Here is a 14,412-nt window from a genome sequence, read left to right as displayed (position 1 = left end):
AAGTGTTCTCCCGCTCTTTAACTAACATTCCGGTAGTATCGAGACTTCTTAGCCCTATCCTATGAGGTTTTTCTGGTGATGATATCGCTAGTAGCTCGAACACTATTTTTTCATTATTTACTTGAAATAAAAAATACAAACAGCCCATTACGATCGGTTAGACTAGCGTCAGAGTTAGTTAGAATGAGCATCCAATGTAATGTCGAATCAGCGTTCCTCTCTAAAACACCTTAATACCTTTGCGCTACCTGCTTATGCAAGCAATGTCATTAGTGCCGGCTCAGTAGAAGCATTAATTGCTGCTTGGCATGAGTCAAAAGCTAAGCGACAGCCGGTACTATTACTAGGTGAAGGCAGCAATGTGTTATTTATCAAAAATTTCTCTGGGACAGTACTGCTCAACCGAATTATGGAGATTACTTCTACTGAAGACAGTGCTGCTTGGCATTTACATGTCGGTGCTGGGGAGAATTGGCATCAACTGGTATGTTATTCACTGCAGAATAATATGCCGGGGTTGGAAAATTTAGCGTTAATTCCAGGCTGTGTCGGCTCTGCGCCGATCCAAAATATAGGTGCCTATGGAGTTGAATTAAAACAAGTATGTGAATATGTTGATTTACTTGATATGGATAAAGGTACTATTCAGCGTATCTCCGCTGAGGAGTGCCAGTTTGGTTACCGTGACAGCATTTTTAAACATCGCTACGGGAATGGATTTGCTATTGTATCTGTCGGTATTAAGTTGATGAAATCATGGACCCCAACGCTGGGTTATGGCGACTTAATACGTATGGACCCATTAACGGTCACTGCCACAGATATTTTTAACTCTGTCTGTACAATGCGGCGGAGTAAACTTCCAGACCCAATGGTCACGGGTAATGCCGGGAGTTTCTTCAAAAATCCTGTCGTGAGCGCGGCAATCGCTGAGGAGATCGTACAATGTTACCCCAATGCTCCTCATTATTTACAACCAGATGGATCAATAAAACTGGCTGCAGGTTGGTTGATCGATCAATGCGCACTTAAGGGATATCAAATCGGTGGTGCCGCAGTACATCAGCAACAAGCTCTGGTGCTGATTAACCAATCAGAAGCGACTGGCCAAGATGTAATACATCTTGCGCGTTATATCCGTCAGCAGGTCGCACAGAGATTTTCAATCTGGTTGGAACCAGAGGTACGCTTTATTGCTGATAATGGTGAAGTTAATGCTGTGGAGCATTTATCGTGAAAGATATTAGGGTCCCCTTACGGTTAGTAAGTATATTATCTGATGGTACTTTTCACTCAGGCGAGCAGTTGGGTGAAACGTTGGGCATGAGTCGCGCAGCTATTAATAAACACATGCAAACTATTAGAGATTGGGGCTTAGATGTCTTTACTGTCCCAGGTAAAGGCTACAGCTTACCTACTTCTATCCAGTTACTTGATGAACAAAAAATATTAAGTTATTTACCTACGGGCCACGTAACAGTATTACCCGTAGTCGATTCTACTAATCAATATTTATTGGATCGTATTACTGAATTGAAATCAGGTGATGCGTGTGTTGCGGAATATCAGCAAGCAGGGCGAGGCCGGCGTGGGCGTCAATGGGTTTCTCCTTTTGGAGCTAATCTTTATTTATCAATGTACTGGCGGCTGGAACAAGGCCCTGCGGCTGCAATGGGATTAAGCTTGGTTGTTGGGATTGTTATGGCAGAGGTACTGCAGAATTTAGGTGCGGAGAAGGTTCGTGTTAAGTGGCCTAATGATCTGTATTTAAATGATAAAAAGCTGGCCGGAATATTAGTAGAACTTACGGGGAAAACGGGTGATGCAGCACAATTAGTTATTGGTGCAGGTATTAATCTGACAATGCGTGGTTCAGAAAAAAATGTTATTAATCAAGATTGGATAAATTTGCAGGATGCTGGTGTTACTATCGATCGTAATAAACTCACTGCTGAGATCTTATCTGAATTACGACTTGCGGTAGTTAAATTCGAGAATGAGGGCTTATCGGCATTCCTTTCTCGTTGGCAGAAAATGGATAATTACCTTAATAGGCCTGTGAAATTAATTATTGGTAATCAAGAGGTCTTTGGTATTGCACGTGGAATCGATCAACAAGGCGCATTATTACTAGAACAAGATGGTAATGTAAAACCTTATATTGGCGGCGAGATATCCCTTCGAGGTGTCTGATTAATTAATGGGAGATAACTATCTCCCATATATGATTATTTTCTTAAGCGTACACTTTCGACTGCATGATTGGCACTTTTCGTCATTATTAAACTTGCTCTTTCACGAGTTGGCAAAATATTTTGCTTTAAATTCAATCCATTAATCTCATTCCATAACTGAGTGGCGATCTTGATAGCTTCAGTCTCTGGTAGTTTTGCATAATTATGAAAGTAAGAGTTTGGATTTGAGAATGCACCCTGACGAAACTTAAGAAATCTATTAATATACCAACTCTGAAGTAAATCCTCAGGTGCATCCACATATATAGAGAAATCTACAAAGTCTGATACAAATACGTGATGGGGGTCATGTGGGTAATCCATCCCACTCTGTAGCACATTTAAGCCTTCTAATATTAGGATGTCAGGTTGTTTTATTACCTTATTACCATCAGGGACAACATCATATATTAAATGAGAATAAACGGGTGCTGTAACATAATCCGCTCCTGATTTAACCTCAGAGACAAATTTCACCAGATTATGCATATCATAGGATTCCGGGAATCCTTTTTTCTTCATTAGCCCACGTTCGTTGAGCACCTTATTAGGATGAAGGAAACCATCGGTTGTAATGAGCTCTACGCTACGATGTTCCGGCCAACGGCTAAGCAAAGCTTGCAATAAACGGGCGGTAGTACTTTTACCGACAGCTACACTGCCAGCAATGCCGATGACATAAGGAATACGTTGCCCATCAGTACCAAGGAATTGCTCAAGAACAGCCTGACGACGCAAATTAGAGCTAATATAAAAATTAAGTAGGCGCGAAAGCGGAAGATAAATCTGTGCTACTTCATCTAATGAAAGGTCTTCGTTAATCCCTTTGAGTTTAACGATTTCTTCTTCTGTCAGTGTCAATGGCACTGAATCGCGTAATGCCGCCCACTGGGTACGATCGAACTGTAGATAAGGCGTCGCTAAAGATTGTTCTCTTTTTGTCATAAGCCAAATTCTGCCTGTTAACGCAGGTTGGGAAAGGCGCTGGACGCCAACTCCAGATAAGAAACAAGCTGCATATTATAGGCAGCTTGGTTTTTGGTGTAGACATTTTTGCGCTTAGTGAGTGATTTCTTTGACGCGTGTTGCTATTCCAATCAATTAAGAGGACTTATGGCAGGTTCAAGTATTTCTATTTTTTACACTATGGTTCATTAGTTTGGTATGGCTGCGTGTGGTTGAACCACAGTAAACAAGCGTTTGAAATAAATTGCGGTTGGATGATAGTTACCATTAGGAGTGCAGGCATAGTCAGGGATCTCCCCCACATAACGGTAGCCCTGTGCACGATAAAAAGACTCAGCGGAAGAACCGGATCGAGTATCGAGATATATTAATCCACGACGTAATTGCACTGAGATGTTTTCTGCAGCAATGATTAACTTATGTCCTATTCCAGTGCGACGGCTACGGCTATGAACAAGTAATTTTTGTATTTCTGCACGATTTAAACCATTCGCTTTTTGGCAAAGAACTAATTGGATAGTACCGATGACGCCAATTTCATCACGTGCTATCCATATAAGAGTAATGCTTCTCTCTCTATGGCTGGGCGTAGACTGTGGTAATAACCCTCATTCTTCCAGAGAAAGTGTATGCGTCTTGTAACCCACGGAGGCACCATGAGTGACTGCATCAATAAGTAAACTGGCTAACCCACTTCGGTATATGGGTAAAGTTGCGGCATTAAGCAAAACTATCTTCATAATAAAATTTCTCTCTGAAACTGTCTGCTCTGATATCCATTGCTAAGCAATAAACAAGCCAAACTTATAAAGTGGGCAGTGGTAAACACTTTTCTGCTTATTAGCCATTCAGGAATGCACTGATGTAGAATAATTTTCCCCATTGTGGTGCATATGATTAAAGTGATGTTTAGGACAATATTGTTCGGTGATGAGATATGGATAAGATTTTTGAGGATGAATCATTATAATGAGAGGTGGGTACAATATTTGATTGTTTGAGTGTTAATTGAGCTAACTATGCTTGATAATACCTCTGTGATTTGAAAATTGGTTGTTTTATGAGCAAAGACGCGAGTTATGCAATTTTTTTGTTGCATCATAGCTCCGCTCTACCTAGAATGCGCTGCACTTGATGCCGGCATAGCTCAGTTGGTAGAGCAACTGACTTGTAATCAGTAGGTCCCGAGTTCGACTCTTGGTGCCGGCACCATTCAAGTACTAAAATTTAGGTGGGGTTCCCGAGCGGCCAAAGGGAGCAGACTGTAAATCTGCCGTCATCGACTTCGAAGGTTCGAATCCTTCCCCCACCACCATATTTAACCTTGAGTCCCAGGGTAATTCAGAATGTTGAATCCCCAGTAAACACTCAAGGGGAGGGTAGCGTCCCTCGATGAAGAGTGAAGTGGCCAAGCCCTTCCTTTCAGATTTCTGCAGATTAAGTCAGGTAGCCGAGTTCTAAGATGCGGGCATCGTATAATGGCTATTACCTCAGCCTTCCAAGCTGATGATGTGGGTTCGATTCCCACTGCCCGCTCCAAGATGTGCTGATATAGCTCAGTTGGTAGAGCGCACCCTTGGTAAGGGTGAGGTCGGCAGTTCGAATCTGCCTATCAGCACCATTTCTCATTCTCTCGTCCCCTGATTTTCTTTCTGTTTTATGGATTCAGCAAGCATATGCTTGGTTGATGTGGTGAAACCACCGATTCCGTGTCTTAGAGGGACAATCGATGTCTAAAGAAAAGTTTGAACGTACAAAACCGCACGTTAATGTGGGTACTATTGGCCACGTTGACCATGGTAAAACTACCTTAACTGCTGCAATCACCACCGTATTGGCTAAAACATACGGCGGTAGTGCTCGTGCATTCGACCAGATCGACAACGCTCCGGAAGAAAAAGCGCGTGGTATCACCATCAACACTTCTCACGTTGAATATGATACTCCGTCACGTCACTATGCACACGTTGACTGCCCAGGTCATGCTGACTACGTTAAAAATATGATTACCGGTGCTGCTCAGATGGATGGTGCGATCTTGGTTGTTGCTGCAACCGATGGCCCTATGCCACAGACTCGTGAGCATATCCTGTTAGGCCGCCAGGTTGGTGTCCCATACATTATCGTCTTCCTAAACAAATGTGACATGGTTGACGATGAAGAGTTGTTGGAGTTGGTCGAAATGGAAGTTCGTGAACTTCTGTCTCAATACGAGTTCCCTGGCGACGATACTCCAGTCATCCGTGGTTCAGCGTTGAAAGCGCTGGAGGGGGATGCTGAATGGGAAGCTAAAATTATCGAGTTGGCGGAAGCCCTAGATAGCTATATTCCGCAACCAGAGCGCGCTATCGATAAGCCATTCCTATTACCAATTGAAGACGTATTCTCTATTTCTGGCCGTGGTACTGTAGTTACTGGCCGTGTAGAGCGCGGTATTGTTAAAGTTGGTGAAGAAGTTGAAATCGTTGGTATTATCGATACGATTAAAACGACTTGTACTGGCGTTGAAATGTTCCGCAAACTGCTGGACGAAGGTCGTGCCGGTGAGAATGTCGGTGTTCTGCTGCGTGGTACTAAGCGTGACGATGTTCAGCGTGGTCAAGTACTGGCGAAACCAGGCTCGATCAAACCACACACGAAATTTGAGTCAGAAGTTTATATTCTGAGCAAAGATGAAGGCGGCCGTCATACACCGTTCTTCAAGGGCTACCGTCCTCAGTTCTACTTCCGTACAACTGACGTAACCGGTACCATTGAGCTGCCCGAAGGCGTTGAAATGGTTATGCCTGGTGACAACGTAAACATGATTGTTAACCTGATTGCTCCTATTGCAATGGATGATGGTTTGCGCTTCGCAATTCGTGAAGGTGGCCGTACAGTTGGTGCTGGCGTTGTTGCTAAAGTCATTGAATAAGATTTGACGCGACATGCGATAAAAGGGCATCATTTGATGCCCTTTTTATACGTTGCATACTAGAACCTATCTCGTCAGTGGTTTTTAATCGTAATTACTGGTGAGATAGGCTCTGGAAATACGGCGAATAGTGCTGAAATAGTGCTGAGTGGTGCCGATTAGAGAGTCTCTAGGGCATCCTTCGGCTTGGTTTGCTTTGCGATGCGAAGCAAAGTTGTTTGTTCTGAATCATAGTGACAGGTTGGTTTATGAGTGCGAATACCGAGGCTCCAGGGAGCGGACGCGGCCTGGAAACGGCTAAATGGCTAATCGTTGCTGTATTGTTAGTTGCAGCAATTGTCGGTAATTATTATTACCGTGAATATAGCTTGCCGCTGCGCGCGTTGGCAGTTGTAGTAATTATCGCTGTTGCAGGTGCTGTTGCATTGATGACAGCAAAAGGTAAAGCCACTGTAGCCTTTGCTCGTGAAGCACGCACGGAAGTGCGTAAAGTGATTTGGCCTACCCGTCAGGAAACACTGCATACAACGTTAATCGTTGCTGCGGTCACTGCTGTAATGTCACTGATTCTATGGGGACTGGATGGTATCCTGGTCCGCTTGGTATCATTTGTTACTGGCCTGAGGTTCTAAGATGTCTGAAGCACCCAAAAAGCGTTGGTACGTCGTTCAGGCGTTTTCCGGTTTTGAAGGCCGTGTAGCACAGTCGCTACGTGAGCATATCAAGTTACATGACATGGAAGAGCTGTTTGGCGAAGTCATGGTTCCAACGGAAGAAGTCGTAGAGATTCGTGGCGGTCAACGCCGTAAAAGTGAACGCAAATTCTTCCCAGGCTATGTACTGGTACAGATGGTCATGAACGATGCCAGCTGGCACCTAGTACGTAGCGTACCACGTGTAATGGGCTTTATCGGTGGTACATCCGATCGTCCGGCACCAATCAGTGATAAAGAAGTTGATGCGATTATGAATCGTCTTCAGCAAGTGGGTGATAAGCCACGTCCGAAAACACTGTTTGAACCAGGCGAATTGGTTCGTGTTAGCGATGGTCCGTTTGCAGACTTCAACGGTGTTGTTGAAGAGGTGGACTACGAGAAGAGCCGCCTGAAAGTATCCGTTTCTATTTTTGGCCGTGCAACACCGGTTGAATTGGATTTCAGTCAGGTAGAAAAAGGCTAATTCATTTTTCAGCGGTGGTTGAAATTTGAGTCTTGTCTTAGGCGCGAAATTAAAATATAATTTCGCGCCTTTTGTTTTTAGATGTTTTGCTTTTGTCATCCGTGGTAACCATATCCATGGAAATAACAAGCGAGACAAAACACGGGGAGCCTCAAACGAGGCGATACTACCCAAATCGAGGAAATCGTAAATGGCTAAGAAAGTACAAGCCTATGTCAAGCTGCAAGTAGCAGCTGGTATGGCGAACCCAAGCCCACCAGTCGGTCCGGCTCTGGGTCAGCAGGGTGTTAACATCATGGAGTTCTGTAAAGCGTTCAATGCTAAGACTGAAAGCATTGAAAAAGGCCTGCCGATCCCAGTTGTTATTACTGTTTATTCTGATCGCTCTTTCACTTTCGTTACTAAAACCCCGCCAGCAGCAGTTCTGCTGAAAAAAGCGGCAGGTATAAAGTCTGGTTCTGGCGTGCCGAACAAAGACAAAGTAGGTAAAGTGACCAGTGCTCAGGTCCGTGAAATCGCAGAAACCAAAGCTGCGGATATGACTGGTTCTGACGTTGACGCGATGATGCGTTCAATCGAAGGTACTGCTCATTCCATGGGCCTGGTAGTGGAGGGTTAATAAATGGCTAAGCTGACCAAGCGCATGCGCGTGATCCGTGACAAAGTTGATGTTACTAAGCAATACGATGTCAACGAAGCTATTGCTCTGCTGAAAGAGCTGGCTACTGCTAAATTCGTAGAAAGCGTGGACGTTGCCGTTAATCTCGGTATTGATGCACGTAAATCTGACCAAAACGTTCGTGGCGCGACTGTGTTGCCACACGGTACTGGCCGTTCAGTACGCGTTGCTGTTTTCGCTCAGGGTGCAAACGCTGAAGCTGCGAAAGAAGCAGGCGCTGAATTGGTAGGTATGGACGACTTGGCTGATATGATCAAAAAAGGCGAAATGAACTTCGACGTCGTTATTGCTTCTCCAGATGCAATGCGCGTTGTTGGTCAATTGGGCCAAATCTTGGGTCCACGTGGCCTGATGCCTAACCCTAAAGTGGGTACCGTTACACCTAACGTTGCTGAAGCAGTTAAAAATGCTAAAGCAGGTCAGGTTCGTTATCGTAATGATAAAAACGGTATTATCCACACTACCATTGGTAAAGTTGATTTCGACTCAGATAAGTTGAAAGAAAACTTAGAATCTCTGGTTGTTGCGCTGAAAAAGGCTAAGCCTGCTACAGCGAAAGGCGTATATATCAAGAAAATCAGCCTGTCCACTACCATGGGCGCAGGCGTTGCTATTGAGCAAAGCGGCCTGACTGCAGTAGTGAACTAATCACTAATTGCTTTTATCGCTTTACGTGGGCGTAAGGTTTGTCTAGAATCTTACGCCCATGCTATCTGTTGATAGTTGTATCACCTTCGGCAGAGCAACAAAATTTTTCGGTTGGAGCTTGGCCTTATCCAAGCCTCCGTCCAAGACCGCAGGCGTGTTGAAAAACACTTAATTTCCTGCGTAGACGGTGACAGAACCTAAAGAAAATTTTTCTTTCTTTATTTGTTTATAAAGAATGATAAAGAATAGTCTTTGCTGGATTCTGCTCACCGTGTTTCAACGCTCGTTCACGGCAATTTTGTAGTGAATTGGGTGACGTGAGTTCCGGGGAATTATTCTCCGGTTAATCCAGGAGCAAGAACTAATGGCACTAAATCTTCAAGGCAAACAAGCGATTGTTGCTGAAGTTAAAGAAGTAGCCAAAGGTGCGCTGTCTGCGGTTGTTGCGGATTCCCGTGGCGTTACCGTTGATAAAATGACTGAACTGCGTAGAGCAGGTCGTGAAGCTGGCGTTCATATGCAAGTTGTTCGTAACACCTTGCTGCGCCGCATTGTTGAAGGCACTCCATTCGAATGCCTGAAAGACACGTTTGTTGGTCCAACCTTGATTGCATTCTCTGCTGAACATCCGGGCGCAGCTGCTCGTCTGTTCAAAGCATTTGCTAAAGATAATGCAAAATTTGAGGTTAAAGCAGCAGCCTTTGAAGGCGAGTTAATCCCTGCGGCTCAAATCGACCGCTTGGCAACTCTGCCAACCTACGAAGAAGCAATCGCACGTCTGATGGGAACCATGAAAGAAGCTGCCGCTGGCAAGCTGGTTCGTACTCTGGCTGCGCTGCGCGATCAGAAAGAAGCTGCTTAATTGCCTTTTTTCTTCATCGTTGCTTTTTAACGTATAAACTATTTCTGTATTTTAGGAACACTTGTTATGTCAACTATCACTAAAGACCAAATTCTGGAAGGCGTTGCAGCTCTGTCTGTAATGGAAATCGTTGAACTGATCTCCGCTATGGAAGAAAAATTCGGCGTTTCAGCTGCTGCTGTTGCTGCAGGTCCTGCTGCTGCTGTTGAAGCTGCAGAAGAACAAACTGAATTCGACGTTGTTCTGGCTTCATTCGGCGAGAACAAAGTTGCAGTAATCAAAGCTGTTCGCGGCGCAACTGGCCTGGGCTTGAAAGAAGCTAAAGACCTGGTTGAGTCTGCACCAGCAGTTCTGAAAGAAGGCGTGAACAAAGACGAAGCTGAGACTCTGAAAAAATCTCTGGAAGAAGCTGGTGCTTCTGTTGAGATCAAGTAAGTTTAGCTTTGAGTTCGCAGCCTAACTTTATAGGCTGATGGCTGGTGACTTTTTAGTCATCAGCCTTTTTGCGCTGTAGGGCGTCAGTAGCATTTCACACTGTTTAGCTACTGACTAACCCCTAATATTCCTTTCTATTGACGACTTAATATACTGCGTTCTCAGCTACGACCCACTCGGGTAGCTCGGTAGTCAAGGTAACGCGATGAAATGGTTTAAGAGTGATAGAAAAGAGTATTCCGGGAAGTGTTTCGACTTCTCGATCAAAATAATAGTGTTGCATGACCTGTCCTAGTTTAGGGCGGACAGAGTGGGTCACTGATCAGCGAGCTGAGGAACCCTATGGTTTACTCCTATACCGAGAAAAAACGTATTCGTAAGGATTTTGGTAAACGTCCACAAGTTTTGGACATACCTTATCTCCTTTCTATCCAACTTGACTCGTTCCAGAAATTTATCGAGCAAGATCCCGAAGGGCAGCACGGACTAGAAGCAGCATTCCGTTCTGTTTTTCCTATCCAGAGCTACAGCGGCAATTCGGAGCTGCAATACGTTAGCTACCGTCTTGGTGAGCCAGTATTCGACGTCAAAGAGTGCCAGATCCGTGGTGTGACTTATTCAGCACCGCTGCGCGTTAAACTGCGTCTGGTTATCTATGAGCGGGAAGCTCCGGAAGGTACGGTCAAAGACATCAAAGAACAAGAAGTCTATATGGGTGAAATTCCACTCATGACCGAAAATGGTACCTTTGTTATTAATGGTACTGAGAGGGTTATCGTATCTCAGCTGCACCGTAGTCCTGGTGTGTTCTTTGACAGCGATAAGGGTAAAACCCATTCATCGGGTAAAGTGCTGTACAACGCACGTATCATCCCTTACCGCGGTTCATGGTTAGATTTCGAGTTTGATCCGAAAGACAACCTGTTTGTACGTATTGACCGTCGCCGTAAATTGCCTGCAACCATCATTCTGCGTGCATTGAATTTCACCACTGCACAGATCCTGGATCTGTTCTTTGAGAAAGTGGTCTTTGAGATTCGTGATAACAAGCTGCAGATGGAATTGGTTCCAGAGCGCCTGCGCGGTGAAACGGCATCCTTTGATATTGAAGCGAATGGTAAAGTTTACGTCGAGAAAGCGCGTCGTATTACTGCTCGCCATATTCGCCAGCTTGAAAAAGACGGCATTGATCGCATCGAAGTACCGGTTGAATACATTGCCGGTAAAGTTGTTGCAAAAGACTATGTTGATGCGAGCACCGGTGAGCTGATCTGTGCAGCTAACATGGAGCTGTCACTGGATTTGCTGGCTAAGCTGAGCCAGTCTGGCCACAAGCAAATTGAAACGTTGTTCACCAACGATCTGGATCACGGTGCTTATATCTCCGAGACCCTGCGTGTTGACCCAACCAGCGATCGTCTGAGCGCCTTGGTTGAGATCTATCGCATGATGCGCCCTGGTGAGCCGCCAACACGTGAAGCTGCTGAAAATCTGTTTGAGAATCTGTTCTTCTCCGAAGACCGCTATGATTTATCTGCGGTTGGCCGGATGAAGTTCAACCGTTCTCTGTTGCGTGATGAGATCGAAGGTTCCGGTATCCTGAGCAAAGAAGACATCACTGAAGTGATGAAAAAGCTCATTGATATCCGTAACGGTAGAGGCGAAGTGGATGATATCGACCACTTAGGCAACCGTCGTATTCGTTCCGTTGGCGAGATGGCTGAAAACCAGTTCCGTGTCGGTCTAGTTCGTGTTGAGCGTGCAGTTAAAGAGCGTTTGTCTCTGGGCGACCTCGATACTCTGATGCCGCAGGACATGATCAACGCCAAGCCTATTTCGGCTGCGGTGAAAGAGTTCTTTGGTTCCAGCCAGTTGTCCCAATTTATGGACCAGAACAACCCGTTGTCTGAGATTACGCATAAGCGCCGTATCTCTGCATTGGGTCCGGGCGGTTTGACCCGTGAACGTGCTGGCTTTGAAGTTCGAGACGTACACCCGACTCACTACGGTCGCGTATGTCCAATCGAAACGCCAGAAGGTCCAAACATCGGTTTGATCAACTCCTTGTCTGTATATGCACAGACTAACGAGTATGGTTTCCTGGAAACACCTTATCGTCGTGTACGTGATGGTGTGGTGACCGATGAAATTAACTATCTGTCTGCTATTGAAGAAGGCAACTTCGTTATCGCTCAGGCGAACTCCAACCTGGATGATGAAGGCCGCTTTTTAGAAGATTTGGTTACTTGTCGTAGCAAAGGCGAATCAAGCCTGTTTAGCCGCGAGCAAGTTGACTACATGGACGTATCTACTCAGCAAATCGTATCCGTTGGTGCTTCTCTGATTCCATTCTTGGAACACGATGACGCCAACCGTGCCTTGATGGGTGCGAACATGCAACGTCAGGCGGTTCCTACTCTGCGTGCTGATAAGCCGTTAGTGGGTACTGGTATGGAACGTGCAGTGGCGGTTGACTCAGGGGTAACCTCTGTAGCCAAACGTGGCGGTACTGTTCAGTACGTAGATGCATCCCGTATCGTTATTAAAGTTAACGAAGATGAGATGTACCCAGGCGAAGCAGGCATTGATATTTATAACCTGACCAAATACACCCGTTCTAACCAGAACACCTGTATCAACCAGATGCCTTGTGTGAATCTGGGTGAGCCAATCGAGCGCGGTGACGTGCTGGCAGATGGCCCATCGACAGACCTGGGCGAACTGGCATTGGGTCAGAACATGCGCGTAGCGTTCATGCCTTGGAACGGCTACAACTTCGAAGACTCCATCTTGGTCTCCGAGCGCGTGGTGCAAGAAGATCGCTTCACAACCATCCATATTCAGGAATTGGCATGTGTGTCACGCGACACCAAGTTAGGGCCTGAAGAGATCACTGCCGATATCCCGAACGTGGGTGAAGCAGCACTCTCCAAATTAGATGAATCCGGTATCGTGTATATCGGTGCTGAAGTGACTGGCGGTGACATTCTGGTTGGTAAGGTAACGCCTAAAGGTGAAACCCAACTGACGCCAGAAGAGAAACTGTTACGTGCGATCTTCGGTGAGAAAGCGTCTGATGTTAAAGACTCTTCTCTGCGTGTACCAAACGGTGTTTCTGGTACGGTTATCGACGTACAGGTCTTTACTCGCGATGGCGTAGAAAAAGACAAACGTGCATTGGAAATCGAAGAGATGCAACTGAAGCAGGCTAAGAAAGACCTGACTGAAGAGTTGCAGATCCTGGAAGCGGGCTTGTTTGCACGTATCCACGCGGTACTGGTTTCTGGTGGCATCGAAGCAGAGAAGCTGAGCAAGTTACCACGTGAACGCTGGCTGGAACTGGGCCTGACCGACGAAGACAAGCAAAACCAGCTGGAACAGTTGGCAGAGCAGTACGACGAAATGAAATCCGAATTCGAGAAGAAGATGGATGCCAAGCGTCGTAAAATTACCCAAGGCGATGATCTGGCACCTGGTGTGCTGAAAATCGTCAAGGTGTATCTGGCGGTTAAACGTCAGATTCAACCGGGTGATAAAATGGCCGGTCGTCACGGTAACAAAGGTGTTATCTCTAAGATTAACCCAATCGAAGATATGCCTTACGATGAAAACGGTACGCCGGTAGACATCGTTCTGAACCCGCTGGGCGTACCATCGCGTATGAACATCGGTCAGATTTTGGAAACCCACTTAGGGATGGCAGCGAAGGGTATCGGCGAGAAAATCAACGCCATGCTCAAGAAGCAGGAAGAAGTTGCCAAACTGCGTGAGTTCATTCAGAAGGCCTACGATCTGGGCGACAACGTTTGTCAGAAAGTTGATCTGAGCACCTTTACCGATGACGAAGTACTGCGTCTGGCAGAGAACCTGAAAAAAGGTATGCCAATCGCAACGCCAGTCTTCGATGGTGCGACAGAGAAAGAAATCAAGGAACTGTTACAGCTGGGTGGCCTGCCAACGTCTGGTCAGATTACCTTGTTTGACGGCCGTACCGGTGAGCAATTTGAACGCCAGGTTACTGTCGGCTACATGTACATGCTGAAACTGAACCACTTGGTTGATGACAAGATGCATGCGCGTTCTACCGGTTCTTATAGCTTGGTTACTCAGCAGCCGCTGGGTGGTAAAGCTCAGTTCGGTGGTCAGCGCTTCGGTGAGATGGAAGTGTGGGCGTTGGAAGCTTATGGCGCCGCGTACACATTGCAAGAAATGCTTACCGTCAAGTCCGACGATGTAAACGGCCGTACCAAGATGTACAAAAACATCGTGGATGGCGATCACCGTATGGAACCAGGAATGCCGGAGTCCTTCAACGTATTGTTGAAAGAAATCCGCTCTCTGGGCATCAATATCGAGCTGGAAGAAGAGTAACTCTTCACCAGACGGCAAGCTCTCATAGCCGGGAGTTTGCTGGTGGTTCGCACTGGTCACAGGGGCGCTCAAACCTAGGTTCTTAGGTTTGGGTGCCTATCAGGTCTAACTCCGACAGGAGCCA

The 14,412-nt window shown here is 45.9% G+C and carries 11 protein-coding genes, 4 tRNA genes and 1 pseudogene; 14 read left to right on the top strand and 2 right to left on the bottom strand.

The window, feature by feature from the left end:
- Window positions 1–199: 199 nt before the first annotated feature.
- Entirely contained in the window at window positions 200–1,237 is a 1,038-nt protein-coding gene (gene murB / locus AC971_RS07275; protein ID WP_025382231.1) for a UDP-N-acetylmuramate dehydrogenase, read from the top strand.
- Window positions 1,234–2,193, top strand: coding sequence for a bifunctional biotin--[acetyl-CoA-carboxylase] ligase/biotin operon repressor BirA (gene birA, locus AC971_RS07270; RefSeq protein WP_025382232.1), 960 nt, complete (start codon window positions 1,234–1,236; stop codon window positions 2,191–2,193). Before murB ends, birA begins: the two co-directional genes overlap by 4 nt.
- A gap of 35 nt (window positions 2,194–2,228) precedes the next feature.
- On the opposite strand, the gene coaA is transcribed toward birA, so the two are convergent.
- Both coaA and AC971_RS21880 read right to left on the bottom strand, forming a co-directional pair.
- The gene (gene coaA / locus AC971_RS07265; RefSeq protein WP_025382233.1) at window positions 2,229–3,179 is read right to left on the bottom strand and encodes a type I pantothenate kinase; all 951 of its coding nucleotides are present in this window, start codon (window positions 3,177–3,179) and stop codon (window positions 2,229–2,231) included.
- Between the two features lie 209 nt (window positions 3,180–3,388).
- Window positions 3,389–3,847: pseudogene (locus AC971_RS21880) on the bottom strand (GNAT family N-acetyltransferase).
- Between the two features lie 489 nt (window positions 3,848–4,336).
- On the opposite strand from AC971_RS21880, the gene AC971_RS07260 reads away from it, so the two are divergent.
- The 12 genes from AC971_RS07260 to rpoB all read left to right on the top strand — a co-directional run bounded on the left by AC971_RS07260 (window position 4,337) and on the right by rpoB (window position 14,288).
- Window positions 4,337–4,412, top strand: a tRNA-Thr gene (locus tag AC971_RS07260).
- Window positions 4,413–4,430: 18 nt separating this feature from the next.
- Window positions 4,431–4,515, top strand: a tRNA-Tyr gene (locus AC971_RS07255).
- A gap of 149 nt (window positions 4,516–4,664) precedes the next feature.
- Window positions 4,665–4,739: transfer RNA gene (locus AC971_RS07250), tRNA-Gly, on the top strand.
- Window positions 4,740–4,745: 6 nt separating this feature from the next.
- A tRNA-Thr gene (locus AC971_RS07245) sits at window positions 4,746–4,821 on the top strand.
- Window positions 4,822–4,929: 108 nt separating this feature from the next.
- A complete protein-coding gene (gene tuf / locus AC971_RS07240; RefSeq protein WP_025382234.1) occupies window positions 4,930–6,114 on the top strand; it encodes an elongation factor Tu in 1,185 nt (394 codons plus the stop codon).
- Between the two features lie 248 nt (window positions 6,115–6,362).
- A complete protein-coding gene (gene secE, locus AC971_RS07235; protein ID WP_025382235.1) occupies window positions 6,363–6,746 on the top strand; it encodes a preprotein translocase subunit SecE in 384 nt (127 codons plus the stop codon).
- A 1-nt stretch (window position 6,747) separates the two neighbouring features.
- Window positions 6,748–7,293 (top strand): transcription termination/antitermination protein NusG, encoded by a 546-nt coding sequence (nusG, locus tag AC971_RS07230; RefSeq protein WP_002210671.1) that lies wholly within the window; start codon window positions 6,748–6,750, stop codon window positions 7,291–7,293.
- 190 nt (window positions 7,294–7,483) lie between these two features.
- Window positions 7,484–7,912, top strand: coding sequence for a 50S ribosomal protein L11 (rplK, locus tag AC971_RS07225; RefSeq protein ID WP_002210672.1), 429 nt, complete (start codon window positions 7,484–7,486; stop codon window positions 7,910–7,912).
- Between the two features lie 3 nt (window positions 7,913–7,915).
- On the top strand, window positions 7,916–8,620 hold the full coding sequence (gene rplA, locus AC971_RS07220) for a 50S ribosomal protein L1 (RefSeq protein ID WP_025382236.1): 705 nt from the start codon (window positions 7,916–7,918) through the stop codon (window positions 8,618–8,620).
- Window positions 8,621–8,984: 364 nt separating this feature from the next.
- Window positions 8,985–9,482 carry a 50S ribosomal protein L10 gene (rplJ, locus tag AC971_RS07215; protein WP_002210674.1) on the top strand — a complete coding sequence of 166 codons (498 nt, stop codon included), beginning with the start codon at window positions 8,985–8,987 and terminating at the stop codon, window positions 9,480–9,482.
- A gap of 66 nt (window positions 9,483–9,548) precedes the next feature.
- Window positions 9,549–9,917 carry a 50S ribosomal protein L7/L12 gene (gene rplL, locus AC971_RS07210; RefSeq protein WP_002210675.1) on the top strand — a complete coding sequence of 123 codons (369 nt, stop codon included), beginning with the start codon at window positions 9,549–9,551 and terminating at the stop codon, window positions 9,915–9,917.
- A gap of 342 nt (window positions 9,918–10,259) precedes the next feature.
- Window positions 10,260–14,288 (top strand): DNA-directed RNA polymerase subunit beta, encoded by a 4,029-nt coding sequence (gene rpoB / locus AC971_RS07205; protein ID WP_025382237.1) that lies wholly within the window; start codon window positions 10,260–10,262, stop codon window positions 14,286–14,288.
- Window positions 14,289–14,412 lie beyond the last annotated feature (124 nt).

Source organism: Yersinia similis (assembly GCF_001053095.1).
GTDB lineage: Bacteria > Pseudomonadota > Gammaproteobacteria > Enterobacterales > Enterobacteriaceae > Yersinia > Yersinia similis.
The sequence above is the reverse complement of the archived record's forward strand: the minus strand, read 5'-3'. Positions and strand labels throughout refer to the sequence as shown.